The sequence below is a fragment of the Sphingomonas sp. DG1-23 genome, assembly GCF_030730875.1.
Classification (GTDB): domain Bacteria; phylum Pseudomonadota; class Alphaproteobacteria; order Sphingomonadales; family Sphingomonadaceae; genus Sphingomonas.
In genome coordinates this window covers 248,566-265,324 of sequence record NZ_JAVAMA010000005.1, presented here as the reverse complement: position 1 = coordinate 265,324, position 16,759 = coordinate 248,566, and the positions used below count along the sequence as shown (strand labels likewise).

The window sequence follows — 16,759 nt, the reverse complement described above, 5'->3', positions numbered from 1 at the left end:
TCACCCCGGCCTCGTGCCGGGGTCCACCGGGAGGCGCGTGGCCAGCCAAGGGGTTCGAGCGCAGCCGGTGCGGCGTGGTGGACCCCGGCACAAGGCCGGGGTGGCGACAAGGGGAACCGCTCTTCAGGCGCCGAGCGCCGCCCGCGCCGCCGCCGCATCCGCGTCCATCTGGACCTTGAGCGCGTCGAGGCTGTCGAACTTCGCCTCGGGGCGGAGATAGTCGATCAGCGCGACCTCGAGCACCTGATCGTAGAGATCGCCGTCGAAATCGAAGAAACAGCTTTCGAGCAATTCCTCGGGCGGCTCGATGCTCGGGCGGATGCCGAGATTGGCGACGCCGTCGAGCACGCGTCCGTCGGGAAGCCGGCCGCGCACTGCATAGATGCCGTAAGCGGGGCGCAGATAATTGGCGAGATCCATGTTGGCGGTCGGGAAACCGAGCTGGCGGCCGAGCTTGGCGCCGTGCTGCACCGGCCCCTGAATCGCGAACGGCCGGGTGAGCAATCGCGCCGCGCCGCGCGGGTCCGCGTCGCGGAGCAAGTCGCGGATGCGGCTCGACGAAACGGTTTCGCCGTCGAGCGTCACCGGGGCGACGATCTCGGCCGAATAGCCGAGCTCGCGGCCGAGATCGGCGAGCATGGTCACATCGCCTTCGCGGCCCTTGCCGAAGGTGAAATCGTCGCCGGTGACGACGCCGCCGGCGCCGATGATCGCGACCAGTTGCTGCGCGGCAAACTGCCGGGCGCCGAGCCCAGCCATCGCCGAATCGAAGTGGAATACCAGCATCGCGTCGGCACCCGCCGCCGCGAACAGATCCGCGCGCTGATCGAGCGTGGTCAGCCGGAAATGCCCGGTCTGCGGCTGGAAGAAGCGCTTGGGGTGCGGATCGAAGGTCGCGACGATCGCAGGGCGGCCCTCGGCGCGCGCGCGATCGATCGCGCGGCCGACCACGGCCTGATGCCCGAGATGAAACCCGTCGAAATTGCCGAGCGCGACGATCCCGCCGCGAAGATGCGCCGGCACCGGCGAGCCGTTGTCCAGTCGCTCCATGGAGCGGGCTATAGGGAGGGGAGGGAAGGGTTTCAAATCCTCCCTCGCTTCAGCGGGGGAGGGGGACCACGAAGTGGTGGAGGGGGCCTCTCCGCGAGCGCATCGCTTGCGGAGGCGCCCCCTCCGTCGCCTTCGGCGCCACCTCCCCCGCTTCGCGAGGGAGGATCAGGGGCGCCCTACCATCCCCGCGCGGAGCAGCCGCAGGACGTTGCCGCCCATGACCTTGCGGATCTCGTCGGGGGTGAGGCCGCGATCGACCAGAGCCTGGGTCACCGCGGCGAGCTGGGCGGTGTCGAACCCGGTGGTCACCGCGCCGTCGAAGTCCGAGCCAAGCCCGACATGATCGATCCCGACCAGATCGCGGACATGCAGGATCGCGCGGGCGATCGCCTCGGGCGCAGTCGAGCAGATCGCCGCGTCCCAATAGCCGATGCCGATCACCCCGCCGGTTTTGGCGACGCCGCGAATCTCTGCGTCGGTCAGATTGCGGTTGACCTTGCAGGTCGCCTGCACGCCGCCATGGCTCGACACCACCGGGCGGCGCGCCATCTTGAGGATCTCGGCGACGCTCCGGTGGCTCGAATGGGCGATGTCGACGATCATGCCGATCTTCTCCATCCGCCGCACCACCTGCACCCCGAGCGGGGTGAGCCCGCCTTTCCCTACGCCGTGCATCGACCCGGCGACTTCATTGTCGAAGAAATGCGCGAGCCCGGCCATGCGGAAGCCGGCGGCGTAGAGCCTGTCGAGATTGGCGAGCTGGCCCTCGAGATCCTGCAGTCCCTCGATCGACAGCATGCCGCCGACCACCTTGCGGCCGGCTGCGCGTTCGGCGAGCAATTTGTCTAGCTCGGCCGGCGTGCGGATCACGCGGAGCCTGCCCTCGGATCCCGCCGCGGCGCGATCGAGCTTCGCGGCGTGCCACAGCGAGCGCTGGAGCAGCGAGTTCCAGGTGCGCGGCGGCTGGAGCTGCGCCACGGTCAGCAGGGTGATGTTGTCGGTGTCGGCGCCGTTCGAATCGTAATTCTGGCCCTTGGGGGTCTTGGTCACCGACGAGAAGACCTGCAGCGCGACATTGCCTTCGATCAGCCGCGGCAGATCGACTTGCCCGCGTGTCCCCCGGTCGAGCAGGCTGCGGCGCCAGAGCAGGGTGTCGCCGTGCATGTCGGCGATCTGGAGCGATGCGTGGAGCGCGCGGGTCTGCGCCGTCACCCTGGGCAAGGTCGTGGGGACGACCTTGTTCATCCCCGATTCGACATAGGCCGGCGCGATCCCGAAAAAGCCGATCGCGGCGAGCAGCAGCAGGGCGGCCAGCCCCCAGAGCCATTTCCTCATGACGGGCGCTCCAGGGTTACGAAGCTATAGGCCGGGCGCCCGGCTTCGGCCGGATGATCCGCGCGCGCGGTCTCCCGCCAGCCGGTGAAGGCAGGGACGGCGGCGTCGCCCTCGACGTCGAGATGGACCTCGGTCAGCTCGATCAGGTCGGCGCGGTCGAGGAACAGGGCGAACACTTCGGCGCCGCCGATCACCGCCGCTTCTTCTCCCGCCAGCGCAAGGGCGTCGTCGGGCGAATGCGCGACTTCGGCGCCTTCGGCCGACCAGCGCGCGTCGCGCGTCAGCACGATGTGGCGGCGGCCGGGGAGCGGGGCTGGGAAGCTTTCGAAGGTCTTGCGCCCCATCACCATCGGCTTGCCCATCGTCTGCGCCTTGAAGCGCCGGAGGTCGGCGGGCAGATGCCAGGGCAGCTTGCCGTCCCTGCCGATCACGCCATTGTCGGCGCGGGCGAGATGGAAGGTGATGCGCGGCATCAGCTCGGCTGGCAGCGCATCAGCGCAGCGGCCTGGTCCTGCGCGGCGCCGTTGGCCGGGCCGTCGCCGAGTTTGACCTCGTAGAGCTGCGGCCACATTTTCCCCGTGACGAAGATGCGCTTCGCGGCGGAATCGTACGCGATGCCGTTGGGCACCTCGTCGACGCTGGGCGCGGGCGGGCCGAGCGCGGCGACATCGACGAAACCCTTCACCTTGCCGGTTTCGGGATCGATCCGGGCGATCAGATCGGTCTGCCAGATGTTCGCCCAGATCTCGCCGTCGATCCATTCGAGCTCGTTGAGCTGGGCGACCGGGCAGCCGTTTGCGGTGACCGCGAGGGTCGATCGCTGCGCCATCGTCTCGGGATCGAGGAAGCGCAAGGTCGCGGTGCCGTCGCTCATGATCACCGACTTGTCATTGCGGGTGAGGCCCCAGCCTTCGCCGGTATAGGCGAATTCACCTTTGAGGGTGAGATCGGCGCGATCGTAGATGAACCCCTTCTGGTCCTTCCACGTCAGCTGATAGATCCTGTCCTTCCAGCCGATGATGCCCTCGCCGAAATAGGGCGCGGCGAGCGGGGCCTGCGCGGTCACCTCGCCGCTGTCGAGCTTGACCTTGCGGATGCCCGACGTGCCTTCCTCGCCGGTGCTCTCGAACAGGATGCCGCCGTCGATATAGAGCCCCTGGGTGAAGGCCTGCGAATCATGCGGGTAGCTCTTCACCACCTCGACGGTCTGGACCTTGGGCATCTCTTCCCGGGCGCCGCAGCCGGCCAAAGCGAGCAGTCCGGGCAGGATCAGCGCGCGCATCAGGCCGCCACCGCGGATTTGATGTGCGGCCGGGCGCGATAGTCGTGGATCACGAAGTCCTCATAGTCACAAGGGTCGATCGAAGGCGGTCTGCACAGGCCCCCGGGGAGCGGGGGCCGGGAGCGCGGGCGCGCAAATGGGTGGACGAGACGGGGCGGCCGATGTCGAAGGGGTCTCCGGTCGCCCCTGCGAGAGGCTGGATCGCTATCCTGCTCGTTGCCATGTCGTTCGTCCACAGGGTGCCCTTTGGTCCAGCGGTATAATCTGCAGGCCATAGCTGCAAGCGGCCTGTCCGCAGGCGGGGCGGGCCTGCCATTTTTCGGCGTCTCGCGGATCGGCGCACGGCCGGCCGACGACCGGCACGCGCAATGCCGGTTCGCTTGACGCGATCCCGCCGGCCGGGCAAGGCTCGCGGCCAGGGGGTAATGGACGAAATCATCGACGTTTCGCGTGCCGACGGGCGCGGACGCGGGTGCTCGTCCCGGGACCGTGCGGCCTTTTCCTCCTCGATCTGACACCGGTTAAAGGCCCGTTTTCCCTATGTCTGAGCTGAATGGATTTTGCGCAGTGAAATTTGCTGCGCTCGGACTGGCGTGCCTCGGCTCGATCGGAATCTCGCGGGCCCAGCTCGCTGGGGACGGAGCGCCGCTTCCGCGTGTCAATATCGTCGACGGTGCCGGTATCGATTTGCGCAGCGGACGCCGCACCGGCACGGACGGAGCGGCTTCGATCGGGCCGAAGGAGTCGACGGTGTCGGTGTCGGTTGGCGCAACCGGTGCGACGGGCAGCATCCCGCTTTGGGGATATATGTACTACAGCTGCGCTCCGGACGAGACGGGACAGAATCCGTGCGCGACCCCGGTGACCGAATTCTCCATGGACGGCCAGAATGACTGGTCCGAACCTTCCCTGGGCGGCGGTGGTTCGTTCTTCTACAGCACCTCCGACGGCGCTCTCACGGATGGCGCCGTAGAGGGCGGCAAGATATATGATATATTTCGCCGAAAGGATGGGATCTCGCTATATTTCAGGCGAACTTCCGGAACGCCGAACCAATGGGATCTGAACCCGATAAGGGGCTATCTGGAAAAGACCATTCTCCCCAATGGAGAGGTCTATACGTATAATTATCAAAACCCTCCGACGATAACCAACACGAAACCGGTCGATTATCGGCCGGCGAGGCCGGTTTCGATAAAGGGTTCCACCGGGCTGGAGATAAGACTTACTCAGCCAAGCGGGAATTCGCAGAATATCGCTCTGGTGAACAACGCCTATGTCAATTGCGGCGACATTACCGCGCAGTGCGAAGCGTCGGACGTCGCCTGGCCCGGCATTCAGCAGACCGGACTACCGGAGGCCGGCGGTACAGCCACCTTTCCCGGGGCATCGGTGGTTTCCTATGGGCCCACCACCCTCGGACAGATCGTTCGCCATACCCCGAGCGGGACGCCGATATACGAAGTTTCGAACACGCTTACGGATGCGGCGGGAAACGTGAAAACCCAGTACAGGGTTCGAGCGTCGGATACGTCCAGCTGTTTCGAACTGTACGTCACCAGAAAGGTCGTCACGCCCGATGGCCCGTGGTCCTATGTGTTCAAGGTCAATCCGGTAGCAGTAAGCGAATCGGGGTCGGTCGGCTGCGTCGTCTATGAGGGTAGTTCGACGGCCCCTGACGGAAGCACGACGAGCTTCAAAGGTGACGAATTTACCGACCAGCTGGGCAGAAAGACGAAGTATCATTTCTGGTATGCCTATTTTCCGTCCTATCCGTTCTGGCTGCCGATGGCGCGCGGCCTGGAGGGGATAGAATATCCGGACGGAAGAAAGGTGTCTTTCGAGTACGATCAAAGACGAAATGTCGAGAAGGTGACCGAATATCCCAGGCAGGGATCGAATTTGGCGCCCAAGGTGTGGAAATGGGACTACCCGGATGATTGCCTGCCTACTACGATATTGATGTGCAACAAGCCAAGTACCGTTACAGATCCCAACAATAACACTACGACCTATACCTATAGTGTGGACCATGGCGGTATCCTGACCGAGGTCGGGCCCCTGGTCGGCAGTGTCTCCGCGGCAAAGAAGTACAGCTATGCGCAGAAATATGCGTGGCTCAAGAATGCCGGCGCTGGATATGGCCAGGCATCGACGCCGATCTGGGTCAAGACCGAGGAGCGTCATTGTCAGACCAGCGCGCTCGATCTGGTGAACGGGACCTGCAGCGCGGGCGCTGCCGACCTCGTGATCACCTCCTATGAATATCAGGCGGGTAACGCCTCGACCCCCAGCAACGTGTGGTTGAAGGGTGTCGCGGTCTCTGCAAACGGTCAGGTTCTTCGCACTTGCCGCGGGTATAACAAGCTCGGCGATAAGATCAGTGAGACCAGCCCGCGCGCTGGTTCGACCAGCTGTAACTGAGGGGTGTCCATGAGCTTCCGGCTTTTTTCGGCATCGCTCGCGCTGTCGACCGTTTTGGGTCTGCACGGCAACGCGGCTGCGCAGACCTCGCCTTCCTCCTTCACCACCGGAACGCGCTACGATGCCGGGCGACGCATCGTCGGGACGATAGCGCCCGATCCCGATGGCACGGGTCCCCTTCCGTACAAGGCGTCGAGGAACACCTACGACAGCGCCGGCAAGCTGATCAGGGTCGAGACCGGCAAGCTCTCGTCATGGCAATCGGAGAGCGTTCTGCCCTCGGCCTGGGGCTCGGCCTTCATCGTGCGCCAGTATATCGAAACGACCTATGACGAGATGAATCGAAAGGTGAAGGACTCGGTCTGGGGCCGGGACAACGACACATCCCTTTTCGTGAACCTCCAGGTCACGCAATATCGCTTTGACAGCCTCGGTCGCGCGAAATGCACGGCGGTGCGGATGGATCCGACGCAGTGGAACGCCCAGACCGATGCCTGCGCGCCGCAGCTCACGGGCCCCGATGGTCCGGACCGGATCACCAGGAATGTCTACGATGCCGCGGGCCAGCTCGTGCAGGTGCGCAAGGCGGTGGGGACTCCGCTCGATCAGGCCTATGTGACCTATGGCTATTGGGATGCGGCAGCGTCTGCGATCAAGCCGGGCTATGCGCTGAACGGCAAGCAGGAATATGTGGTCGATGCCAATGGCAACAAGGCCAGGCTCTCTTATGACGGCTTCGGCCGGCAGATCGGCTGGTATTTCCCTGCGACGACGCCGCCAGCGGCCTTCGACCCTTCGGACGAGAACACGGCGCTGACGACTTCGGGGGCGGTCAGCGAGAGCGACTATGAAGCCTATCGCTACGACGCGAACGGCAACCGGACATGGTTGCGGAAGCGCGACGGCCGGGAGTTCAGCTACACTTATGACGCTCTGAACCGGATGACGGCCAAGATCGTGCCGGATGCGTGCCTGGCGAACCAGGCCTGCACCAACGTGCCGGCTTCGGCGACGCGCGACGTCTATTACAGCTACGATCTGCGCGGCCTGCAGACCGCGGCACGTTTCGACAGCATTTCGGGCGCCGATGCGGTGATCAACGCCTATGACGGTTTCGGCAGGCTCTCGAGCAGCACGACGCGGATGGGCGGTGTGAGCCGGGTTCTCGCCTATCAATACGATGCCGACGGTAACCGGACGCGCGTCACGCATCCGGACGCCACGTTCCTCAGCTACGAGTATGACGGTCTGAATCGGCCGGTGGCCGTGCGCGAGAACGGTGGCGCGGTGGTCGCGACGATGGGCTGGGACGCGCTGGGCCGGAGGGACGGCGAGGCGCGGGGTGCAGTGAGCACCCGCTATGGCTATGATGCGGTCTCCCGGCCCGCCAGCATCGCCGACGATCTTGCCGGCACCGCGAACGACGTCACCACCTCGTTCGGCTACAATCCGGCGAGCCAGATCACCAGCCGGGGGCTGTCCATCCTCGCTTACGGGTTCACCGGCTATACGAACGTCGATCGCAGTTACGTGGTCAACGGGCTCAACCAATATGGCACCGCGGGCGGGGTGAGCTTCGGCTATGATGCCAACGGCAACCTGACGGCGAGCGGCGGCACCCTCTATAGCTATGACGCCGAGAACCGGCTGGTGACCTCCTCGAACGGCGCGGGCATGGTCTATGATCCGCTGGGGCGGTTGTTCGAGACCTCGTTCGGATCGGCCGGCGTTACGCGTTTCCTCTACGACGGAGACCAGCTGACGCTCGAATATGACGCTTCGGGCAATGTTCTGCGCCGCTACGTCCACGGCACCGGCCAAGACGATCCGCTGCTCTGGTACGAAGGCGCGAACCTGTCCGATCGGCGAAGCCTGCAGATCAACCATCAAGGCTCGATCGTCTCGGTCGCGGACGCCGCCGGCGGTGCCATCGAGATCAACAGATACGATGAATATGGCATTCCCGCAGGCCCCAATATCGGGCGGTTCCAATATACCGGCCAGGCGTGGATCCCCGAGCTCGGCATGTATTATTACAAGGCGCGCATCTACTCGCCGACGCTGGGGCGTTTCCTCCAGACCGATCCGATCGGATATGACGACCAGATCAACCTTTATGGATATGTCGGAAATGATCCGGTAAACAAAAATGATCCGACGGGGCTCGACAGTTATGTCGTGGCGCGTCCCCTGGACGACGAGACGCTTGCCAGCGCCAAGATCGGGCACGCATTTATCGTGACCGACGCCAAGTATCCCGGTGATCCGAACGCCAATATCATTTCCTTTGGCAAGCTCGAAAATGGCAGCATGGGAAATGTCAACAATCCCGATAATGCCGCCGAAATAAGCAAGACTGCTCACGCGACCGACGTTGCGGCATGGCGTGAGATCGGAAAAACGGGGGAGGGCGCGTTCTCAAAAATTAATGCGCCTGATAAACTGGTCAACGCAACAGCCAGGTCGGTGAATGAAAGACTTGGCTATGCGGTCCTTCCAACTTTCACGCTTACTGCGGTCAACAGCAACTCTGCGGCTGCCGCCGTGGCGAACGTCTCTTCGAGATTGAACGGCACGGCATCTCCGAGTCAGCCGAGCTCGCCTCAGGTCAGAGCGTTGCCAGGATATGCGCAAGCCGGACGTGTGATCATCAATAGGACCAGCGTATGTTCAATGGACGGCGTATCCTGCAAATAATATTATCCGCGATACTTGTCGTCGCGTTGTCGTCCGCAGTGGTGACCGCTTTTGGCCGCCCGCTCGCGCGCGACAACAGAAAGATCCTGAGCGTATTATCCTTCCAAAGCGGTCCGTTTTCATGGAAGTATAGCTTCGATCGCGGAAATGTCGGCCTATTCTCGGTCGGGGAGGATCAATCGAGATCGCTGATTTCCGCTCGCGCGGAGGGCGACTTCGTCGTCTATCCGGTTTCGCAAGGAAAACCTTTCGAAGAACTGAAGGATGTACCTCTGGACAAGGTGGGTCAGTTCATCGCGCAGGATGGGTCATTGTTGATTTCCAGGCACGAAGCGTTCGCGGGCCGGGTTCGCTATAGACTCTTCTTCGCGGAGGGGCGGCTGGTTCGAGTGGACGTCTCGCGCTACCTGTTCTCCGGTGCATGAGCTGCGGCGCGCGGCTGCCCCGGGGCGGCTCTCCAGCCTGATGACGGCGCATTGTGAGCGTGCCGTAATCGCCGCCTGTCCGGTTCGCGCAGCATGTGGGCAGGGTCGTCCCGCGTCTACACCGCAACGTCTGCGCTGATCGGCGGATGGGGCGTGTAGTTCGTGACCTCAAAATCCGATATGCGATAATCGTCGATATCCGCGCCGCGGCGCTTCAACGTCATCGTCGGGAACGGACGTGGCGACCGTGTGAGCTGCTCGCGCGCCTGATCGAGGTGGTTCAAATAAAGATGAACGTCACCGCCGACCCAGATGAGCTCTCCCGGGGTAAGGCCGGCTTGCTGGGCGAGCATCAACTGCAGAGCCGTGGCTCCAACGAAGTTGAACGCCGCCCCCAGCAGCAGATCGACTGAACGCTGGAAAAGCAGGCAGTTGAGCCTGCCGTCCGAGGTGACATGATACTGGTACACCATATGGCATGGCGGGAGCGCCATCGCGCCCAGTTCGGCGACATTCCAGCCATGGAAAAGCAACCTGCGACTGGTCGGGTTCTCGCGTAGCGCGCGCACCAGATCGGCGATCTGATCGTGCTCGTGCCCATCGGGCCCGAGCCACCGCCGCCACTGTTTCCCGTATACCGGCCCCAACTCGCCCCAGCGTCGGGCAAATTCGTCGTCGGCAACCACGCGCCGTTCGAATTCAGCCTGGCCGATGTCCTCGCCCGTCTCGCGCCGATACGCGTCCAACGGCCAGTCGGTCCAGATTCGGACGTTCTCCCGGAGCAGTGACTGGATGTTGGTGCCGCCGGTCAGGAACCACAGCATCTCCTTGACGGCGGTTTTCCAGTACACCCGCTTCGTCGTGAGGATGGGGACAGTGCCGTCGGAGAGGTCGAATCGGACCATCGCGCCGAAGATCGACCGGGTTCCGACACCGGTTCGATCGATCCGCTCGTCGCCGGCGTCGAGGACGCGGGCAAGCAGGTCGAGATATTGATATTCGGGATGTCGCATACCGCGGTCTCGGTCTCCTTGGCGCGGTAACTCGCCCCGCGGTCAGCATAAGCAACGCGCGGCCGTCCCGCAATGAACGCAAGGACGGCGAACCCATGCGCGATTCCACGATGATCGATCGGATATGGAGCTTCTCTCGATCCGGCATCGTCCTCCCCGCCGGGCTGACGGAAACGGGCGAGGGATTCCGCCAAAGTGGAGCGAGTCGCGCTTCGGGCGGGGGCCTGCTGCTGGCAGCTACCGATGGTGGGACTGGAAGCTCTCGAAGCGCCGCACCGCCTCGCCGATCCCGCCGCCGCGGGGGCGCTGTTCGCGTGCCTCGTCGACGAGGCGACCGAAGTGATGGCGTTCGCCTATCTGAACGGGGACCAGCGCGTGCTGGGAATGCGCCATACGCGTTCGGGCGCGGTCGACCGGCTGGTGCTGCCGATCCGCGACGTGGCCGCCGACGCACTGGCGTTCGGCGCGGCGGCGGTGGTGATGGCGCACAACCATCCGAGCGGCGATCCGACCCCGAGCGTGGCCGACCGCGAGGCGACGCGATTGCTGGCGCGGGCGCTGGCGACGCTGGAGATGCGGCTGCTCGATCATCTGATCGTCGCGCGCGACGGGATCACCAGCTTCCGCCGGCTCGGCTTACTCTGAGCCCTGGCCCTGCTGCACCGCCGCCGGGGTGGCACGCGCGCCGCTCTTGCACGCCTTGAGCGTGCCAGGCTCGGGACGCTCGCCCTCGGCACGGAAGATCGCGATATAGCCGCCCGCCGACGGCATCGGCCGCATCGACACCATCGCATAACCGACCGCGGCGAATTCGCATTTGAGCAGATCGGGCGGGGTGCCGTGATGCTCGGTGGGGCGATCGGCATCGACCACGATCACTTGCCCCTCGGGGCGCAGCGAGGGGCGCAGCCGCCACAGGAATTCGTAGGGGCTCTCGATCTCGTGGTACATATGGACCATCAGCACGCGGTCGAAGCTCGCTTCGGGAAGCCGCGGATCGGCGGGAAGGCCGAGCCGGACGCTGACATTGTCGAGCCGCTCGCGCACCACCCGGGTGGCGAGCGCGTCGCGGACCTCGGGGACGATGTCCTCGGCGACCACGCGGCCTTCCTTGCCGACCCGCTGGCCGAGGCGGATCGTGTAATAGCCCTCGCCCGCGCCGATATCGGCGACGGTCATGCCGGGCTTGATCCCGGCGAGGTTCATCACCTGTCCGGCCTCGTTGAGCCGGTCGCGGGCCTCTTCGGTCGACCAGCGTGCCGAGACGATCGTCGCGACGGGGCGGTCGGCGGCGGGGAAGCCGGTATTCCTGGTCTGCTCCTTGCGCTCGCCCGGCACCGCACCGCCGCCGTCGCATCCGGCGAGCAGCAGCGCGGCAATGCCCAGAGCGCGGGCCGACCTCAATCCACATCCTCCACTTCGACCGTCTCGCCGGTCACGCGCTGCGATAGCGCAGCCGCCATGAACGCGTCGAGATCTCCGTCGAGCACGTCCGACGGCGCGGTCGAGGTCACGCCGGTGCGCAGGTCCTTGACCAGCTGATAGGGCTGGAGAACGTAGGAACGGATCTGGTGGCCCCAGCCGATATCGGTCTTGGTGGCGTTCTCGGCATTCGCCGCCTGCTCGCGGATCGCCAGCTCGCGCTCGTAGAGGCGGGCGCGGAGCTGGTTATAGGCCTCGGCCTTGTTCTTGTGCTGCGAACGCTGGTTCTGGCACTGCACGACGATCCCGGTGGGGATATGGGTGATGCGCACCGCCGAATCGGTGGTGTTGATGTGCTGACCGCCGGCCCCCGAGGCGCGATAGGTGTCGATGCGCAGGTCGCTTTCATTATATTCGACCTGGATGTCGTCATCGATCACCGGATAGACCCACACCGACGAGAAGCTGGTGTGGCGGCGCGCCGCGCTGTCGTACGGCGAGATGCGGACGAGGCGGTGCACCCCGCTCTCGGTCTTGGCGTAACCGTACGCGTTCTCGCCCTTGACGAGCAGCGTCGCCGATTTGATCCCGGCCTGCTCGCCCGCATGATAATCGATCAATTCGACCTTCAACCCGTGCCGCTCGGCCCAGCGGGTATACATACGCTGGAGCATGCCCGCCCAATCCTGGCTCTCGGTGCCGCCGGCGCCCGAGTTGATCTCGATATAGGTGTCGTTGGGATCGGCCTCGCCCGAGAGCAGGGCCTTGACCTTGTCGACCTCGGCGCGCTCGGCGAGCGCGGCGAGCGCGGCGGTGCCTTCGCTCGCCATTTCCTCGTCGCCTTCGGCCTCCGCCATCTCGATCAGCTCGGCGGTGTCGTTGAGCTCGGTCTCGATCGCGCGCGTCGCGCCGATCGCCTCGTCGAGGCGGCGACGCTCGCGCATCACCTCCTGGGCCTGTTTGGCGTCGTTCCAGAGCGTCGGATCCTCGACGCGCGCATTGAGCTCGTCGAGCCGGCGCAGCGCGCGGTCCCAATCGAGGAACCGGCGCAGCAGCGCCAGCGCCGCCTTGATCTTGTCGACATTAGCCTGCGCTTCGGCGCGCATGGTTGGTAACTCCAAAATTCGTTCGTCATCGCGCCTTTGCGGAGATGACGGAGCTGAAGGGGGACGCCCGTATATAGGAAGCGCGCTAGTAGATTCCGCCCTCGCGTTGCAAGAAGTCGCTGTCGGACGGCGCTCTGGTGGCCGGCGCGGCCTTCTTCTCGACCGCTTTCTTCTCGGCCGCTTCCTCTTCCTGCCCGCGACGGCGGCGCTGCGGCTCGACTTCGGGCTTGAAGGCTTCCCAGATCACCGAGGCGAGCGGATCGCTGGTCGGCCAGCCGCCGGTCACCCGCCGGCCGCTCGCGCGATCGATCCGCGCCATGCGGATCCCGGCGGGCGCGGTGAACGGCAGCACTTCCATGTCCTTGAACGCGGGGATGGCGAATTGCTTGAAGATCGGCGCGGCGATCGACCCGCCCTGGGCATAACCGCCAAGGTTTACCGGGGTATCATAGCCGAGATAGAGACCGCCGATCATCTGCGGGGTGCCGCCGACGAACCACACGTCGGTCGGGCCCGACGTGGTCCCGGTCTTGCCCATGATCGGCCGGCCGAGCTCGCGCAACGTGGTGGCGGTGCCGCGCTGGATCACGCCTTCGGTGATGTGGACGATCTGATAGGCGCTCATCGGCTCGACCACCTGCCGCGCCCGCGTCACCGGGCGGGGCATCGCGCCGCCGTCATAGTCGCGGGCATTGCAGCGATCGCATGCGCGCCAATTCTCGGGCCAGACCACGGCGCCGCGGCGGTTCTGGACGAAATCGATCACGGTCGGATCGAGCGCGCGGCCATGGTTCACGAGGATCGAATAGGCGTTGACCATGCGCAGCACGGTGGTCTCGCCGGCGCCGAGCGCATAGCTGAGATAGGTCGGGAATTTCTGCTTCGAGACGCCGACGCGCTGGATCAGGTCGACGACGTGCTCCATGCCGATCTGGTTGGCGACCTGCACCGTCATCAGGTTGCGCGACTGCTCGACGCCCCAGCGCAAGGTCTTGGGTCCGGCGCCGCGCTGATTGCCGAAATTGCGGAAGCATTTGTTGCCGAGATTGGCGCCCTGCCACACGCAGAACGGGCCATCGACCACGATCGTCGCCGGCGTCAGGCCCTGCTCCATCGCCGCGGCATAGACCAATGGCTTGATCGTCGAGCCGGGCTGGCGCTGCGCCTGGGTGGCGCGATTGAACGACTGGATGCGCGAATCGAAGCCGCCCTGCATCGCCAGCACCCGGCCGGTCCGCGGATCCTCGACGACCATGCCGCCCGATACCTTGGGGACCGAACGGAGCGCCCAGGCGCCGCCTTCGGGCGCGACCGCGAGAATGTCGCCCGGTTTGATCGCGTCGAACGCTTCGCCGCCCTGGCCGCGCACCGGCATCGTCGCGAGGCCGCGCGGCAGCGTTCCGGTCTGGCCGTTGTCGAAGCCGATCTCCCAGCCGCCGGCGTTGCGTTCGATCGCCACCGCGGCGCGCCAATCTTCGTAATCCACGCCGATATTGGTGTTGAGGAACGGCTGGAGCCAGCCTTTCTCGACTTCGACATGATTGATCGGGCCGGACCAGCCGCGCCCGCGATCGTAGCGGAGCAGGCCGTCGCGCAGGGCCTTCTGGGCATATTGCTGAAGCCGCGGATCGAGCGAGGTGCGCACCCACAGGCCGCCGCCATAGACGCTGTTGGGGCCGTCCTCGGCCTGCTCGCCGAACTTGTCGATCAGCTGGCGGCGGACCTCCTCGACGAAATAGCCGCCGACGCGCTCGTAGCGCGGGGTCTGGCGCGGGATCGCGCCGAGCGGGGCGGCGACGGCCTCGGCATGCTCGGACTCGGTGATGAAGCCGTTGGCGAGCATCTGGCCGAGCACCCAGTTGCGCCGCTCGATCGCGCGGCTCTCATAGCGCTCGGGGGCGTAGTTCGCCGGGCCCTTGGGCAGGATCGCCAGATAGGCCATTTGCGGCAGGCTGAGCTTGTTCAGCTCCTTGCCGAAATAGGCCTGGCTCGCCGCCTCGACGCCGCCGGCGTTGCGGCCGAGCTCGATCGAATTGAGGTAGAGCTCGAGGATCGTCTCCTTGGAGAGCGTATTCTCGATCTTCCAGGCGAGAATCGCTTCCTTGCCCTTGCGCAGATAGCTGACTTCGTTGCCGATCAGCAGATTCTTGGCGACCTGCTGGGTGATCGTCGAGGTGCCGCGGGGCGTCGAGCCGCTCAAGATCCCCTGGAATGCGGCGCGCGCCAGTCCGGGGATGTCGACGCCGTGATGGCTGAAGAAGGTCTTGTCCTCGGCCGACAGGAACGCCTCGACCAGCTTCTTCGGATATTCGGCATAGCTCAGCTGAACGCGGCGCTCGCGGGCATAGCTGTGGATCGGCAGGCCGTCGGCCGAGCGGACATTGGTCGGCAGCGGCGGCTCATAGGCGCGCAACGTATCGACCGAGGGCAGATTGCGCGCGATGAGCAGCCAGATCAGGAACCAGAACAACCCGGCGAGCAGTGCCAGCCAGGCCAGAATTCGAAACCACCAGCGACGATGCACGCGCCGATACCAGCCGCGGATGCCGCCGACCTCGCGCTTGATCGTCACCTTCTCGCTGGAAATGCTGCCGTCCGCCATGCGGGGTGCGGTGTAGCAACTTTCTGGCCCGATGAAACCCGATCAAAACGCGCGCGAAATCAACTCGTCCGTTTCGCGTCTATAATGAACGCATGAGGGAGCCGGGGGAGAAAGGTCTAGCGCGAGGCCATGCGCGTGGCGAAGTGGATTTCCACCGCTTTGCGCACGCTCTGCGCGACTTTGCGCTGCCCTTCGTCCGAAGCGAGAAACGCCGCGTCGGCGAGATTCGAGATATAGCCGGTCTCGAACAGCACCGAAGGCATGTCGGGCGCCTTCAGCACCATCAGCGAGGCCATGCGGTGGTAATTGGCCTTGATCGGAATCAGCGGCTGGGCCTCGCGGCCGAGCAGCCGCGCGAAATTGGCGGACATGTTCATCGTCTCGCGCTGGGTGAGATCGATCAGGATCGACGAGATGTCGGGGCTGGCGACGCCGAGATCGACGCCGGCGAGGATGTCGGCCTTGTTCTCGCGCGCGGCCAGGCGGGCGGCCTCCTTGTCGGAAGCGACTTCGGAGAGCGTGTAGACGGTCGCGCCGGTGGCGTCGGGATTGCCGGCACTGTCGCAATGGACCGAGATGAACAGATCGGCCTTCAATCGCCGGGCGAGGCCGTAGCGTTCCTGGAGGACGAGAAAGCGATCGTCCTCGCGGGTGAGCGCGACGCGGACCCGGCCCGAGGCGAGCAACGCATCCTTGATCGCCTTGGCGACCTCGAGCGTGATTTCCTTCTCGCGGAGACTGCCGTCGGTGGAGAGCGCGCCGGGATCGTGCCCGCCATGGCCGGCATCGATCACCACCAGCGGCCGGCCCGCATCGCCATAGATTCGCGGCAGCGCCGCACGCGAGACCCGCGCGGGCAGCTTCATCGACACGCTGTACGGATGCCGACGCGCCGGCTGGAGCCAGGTAAAGGGCGGCAGGAAGCTCATCCGGCGCTCGGCCGCGGCGCGGGCGAAGCGCTCGTCGTCGACGGTCTCGAGCTGGAGCGTCAGCGTGCGGCCGTCCTTGCCGAAACTGCCTTCGGTGACGATCGCCGGGCGCGCGAGATCGAATACGACGCGGGCGCCGTCGCCCTGCGTGCCCTGGCGGATCCTCGCGACCGGTCCGGCGGCGACCGCCACCCGGCCCGGCTCGGCACCCGCCACGTCGAGCGCGATGCGCTGCGGCCCGGAGAGCAGGAACGCGCTCGCCTGGGCGACCGGCGCGTCGAATTTGACGACGACGCGATCGCCCTGCACGCGCACTTCCTGCACGACGCCTGCCCAGCTCGGCACTCCGGTCAACCAGCCGGAGAGTAGGGCAAGCAGGAATAACACCCGCGCGATATGCCGCGCCGGGCCATAAGGGGTCCAGCCCAAATGCACGATCCTAACTCTGAGACACGTCTTCCCTGACGAGTCCTT

Annotated in this window: 13 protein-coding genes; 4 read left to right on the top strand and 9 right to left on the bottom strand. The window is 65.2% G+C overall.

Annotated elements, in window-relative coordinates:
• Nucleotides 1–123 precede the first annotated feature (123 nt).
• The 4 genes from Q9Q95_RS10805 to Q9Q95_RS10790 form a co-directional block, all read right to left on the bottom strand.
• On the bottom strand, nucleotides 124–1,050 hold the full coding sequence (locus tag Q9Q95_RS10805; protein ID WP_306096833.1) for a bifunctional riboflavin kinase/FAD synthetase: 927 nt from the start codon (nucleotides 1,048–1,050) through the stop codon (nucleotides 124–126).
• 165 nt (nucleotides 1,051–1,215) lie between these two features.
• Nucleotides 1,216–2,385 carry a dipeptidase gene (locus Q9Q95_RS10800; protein ID WP_306096831.1) on the bottom strand — a complete coding sequence of 390 codons (1,170 nt, stop codon included), beginning with the start codon at nucleotides 2,383–2,385 and terminating at the stop codon, nucleotides 1,216–1,218.
• Nucleotides 2,382–2,858 (bottom strand): dihydrofolate reductase, encoded by a 477-nt coding sequence (locus Q9Q95_RS10795; protein ID WP_306096829.1) that lies wholly within the window; start codon nucleotides 2,856–2,858, stop codon nucleotides 2,382–2,384. The genes Q9Q95_RS10800 and Q9Q95_RS10795 overlap by 4 nt, the downstream gene beginning before the upstream one ends.
• A complete protein-coding gene (locus tag Q9Q95_RS10790; RefSeq protein ID WP_306096827.1) occupies nucleotides 2,858–3,667 on the bottom strand; it encodes a glutaminyl-peptide cyclotransferase in 810 nt (269 codons plus the stop codon). The genes Q9Q95_RS10795 and Q9Q95_RS10790 overlap by 1 nt, the downstream gene beginning before the upstream one ends.
• Before the next feature lie 540 nt (nucleotides 3,668–4,207).
• Here Q9Q95_RS10790 and Q9Q95_RS10785 point away from each other — a divergent pair.
• Genes Q9Q95_RS10785 through Q9Q95_RS10775 form a run of 3 tightly spaced genes read left to right on the top strand, consistent with a single transcriptional unit; the run spans nucleotide 4,208 to nucleotide 9,213 of the window.
• On the top strand, nucleotides 4,208–6,091 hold the full coding sequence (locus Q9Q95_RS10785; RefSeq protein ID WP_306096825.1) for a hypothetical protein: 1,884 nt from the start codon (nucleotides 4,208–4,210) through the stop codon (nucleotides 6,089–6,091).
• A gap of 9 nt (nucleotides 6,092–6,100) precedes the next feature.
• Complete coding sequence (locus tag Q9Q95_RS10780) at nucleotides 6,101–8,788, top strand: RHS repeat domain-containing protein (protein ID WP_306096823.1); 2,688 nt, start codon at nucleotides 6,101–6,103, stop codon at nucleotides 8,786–8,788.
• Entirely contained in the window at nucleotides 8,758–9,213 is a 456-nt protein-coding gene (locus Q9Q95_RS10775) for a hypothetical protein (RefSeq protein ID WP_306096821.1), read from the top strand. Before Q9Q95_RS10780 ends, Q9Q95_RS10775 begins: the two co-directional genes overlap by 31 nt.
• 116 nt (nucleotides 9,214–9,329) lie before the next feature.
• On the opposite strand, the gene thyA is transcribed toward Q9Q95_RS10775, so the two are convergent.
• Nucleotides 9,330–10,226 carry a thymidylate synthase gene (gene thyA, locus Q9Q95_RS10770; RefSeq protein ID WP_306096819.1) on the bottom strand — a complete coding sequence of 299 codons (897 nt, stop codon included), beginning with the start codon at nucleotides 10,224–10,226 and terminating at the stop codon, nucleotides 9,330–9,332.
• Nucleotides 10,227–10,469: 243 nt separating this feature from the next.
• Here thyA and Q9Q95_RS10765 point away from each other — a divergent pair, with 243 nt between their 5' ends.
• A complete protein-coding gene (locus tag Q9Q95_RS10765) occupies nucleotides 10,470–10,871 on the top strand; it encodes a JAB domain-containing protein (RefSeq protein ID WP_306096818.1) in 402 nt (133 codons plus the stop codon).
• On the opposite strand, the gene Q9Q95_RS10760 is transcribed toward Q9Q95_RS10765, so the two are convergent.
• The 4 genes from Q9Q95_RS10760 to Q9Q95_RS10745 all read right to left on the bottom strand — a co-directional run bounded on the left by Q9Q95_RS10760 (nucleotide 10,863) and on the right by Q9Q95_RS10745 (nucleotide 16,720).
• Entirely contained in the window at nucleotides 10,863–11,630 is a 768-nt protein-coding gene (locus Q9Q95_RS10760) for a class I SAM-dependent methyltransferase (protein ID WP_306096817.1), read from the bottom strand. The two genes, Q9Q95_RS10765 and Q9Q95_RS10760, sit on opposite strands and share 9 nt — an antisense overlap.
• Nucleotides 11,627–12,754 carry a peptide chain release factor 2 gene (prfB, locus tag Q9Q95_RS10755; protein ID WP_306096815.1) on the bottom strand — a complete coding sequence of 376 codons (1,128 nt, stop codon included), beginning with the start codon at nucleotides 12,752–12,754 and terminating at the stop codon, nucleotides 11,627–11,629. Before prfB ends, Q9Q95_RS10760 begins: the two co-directional genes overlap by 4 nt.
• A gap of 85 nt (nucleotides 12,755–12,839) precedes the next feature.
• The gene (locus Q9Q95_RS10750) at nucleotides 12,840–15,356 is read right to left on the bottom strand and encodes a penicillin-binding protein 1A (protein ID WP_306096814.1); all 2,517 of its coding nucleotides are present in this window, start codon (nucleotides 15,354–15,356) and stop codon (nucleotides 12,840–12,842) included.
• 116 nt (nucleotides 15,357–15,472) lie between these two features.
• Nucleotides 15,473–16,720, bottom strand: coding sequence for an N-acetylmuramoyl-L-alanine amidase (locus tag Q9Q95_RS10745; RefSeq protein WP_306096811.1), 1,248 nt, complete (start codon nucleotides 16,718–16,720; stop codon nucleotides 15,473–15,475).
• Between the last annotated feature and the right edge of the window lie 39 nt (nucleotides 16,721–16,759).

Excerpts from the sequence above, each read along its gene's own strand:
- Q9Q95_RS10805 (WP_306096833.1), bottom strand. The coding sequence starts at position 1,050 with ATGGAGCGACTGGACAACGGCTCGCCGGTGCCGGCGCATCTTCGCGGC.
- Q9Q95_RS10800 (WP_306096831.1), bottom strand. The coding sequence starts at position 2,385 with ATGAGGAAATGGCTCTGGGGGCTGGCCGCCCTGCTGCTGCTCGCCGCG.
- Q9Q95_RS10795 (WP_306096829.1), bottom strand. The coding sequence starts at position 2,858 with ATGCCGCGCATCACCTTCCATCTCGCCCGCGCCGACAATGGCGTGATC.
- Q9Q95_RS10790 (WP_306096827.1), bottom strand. The coding sequence starts at position 3,667 with ATGCGCGCGCTGATCCTGCCCGGACTGCTCGCTTTGGCCGGCTGCGGC.
- Q9Q95_RS10785 (WP_306096825.1), top strand. The coding sequence starts at position 4,208 with ATGTCTGAGCTGAATGGATTTTGCGCAGTGAAATTTGCTGCGCTCGGA.
- Q9Q95_RS10780 (WP_306096823.1), top strand. The coding sequence starts at position 6,101 with ATGAGCTTCCGGCTTTTTTCGGCATCGCTCGCGCTGTCGACCGTTTTG.
- Q9Q95_RS10775 (WP_306096821.1), top strand. The coding sequence starts at position 8,758 with ATGTTCAATGGACGGCGTATCCTGCAAATAATATTATCCGCGATACTT.
- thyA (WP_306096819.1), bottom strand. The coding sequence starts at position 10,226 with ATGCGACATCCCGAATATCAATATCTCGACCTGCTTGCCCGCGTCCTC.
- Q9Q95_RS10765 (WP_306096818.1), top strand. The coding sequence starts at position 10,470 with ATGGTGGGACTGGAAGCTCTCGAAGCGCCGCACCGCCTCGCCGATCCC.
- prfB (WP_306096815.1), bottom strand. The coding sequence starts at position 12,754 with ATGCGCGCCGAAGCGCAGGCTAATGTCGACAAGATCAAGGCGGCGCTG.
- Q9Q95_RS10750 (WP_306096814.1), bottom strand. The coding sequence starts at position 15,356 with ATGGCGGACGGCAGCATTTCCAGCGAGAAGGTGACGATCAAGCGCGAG.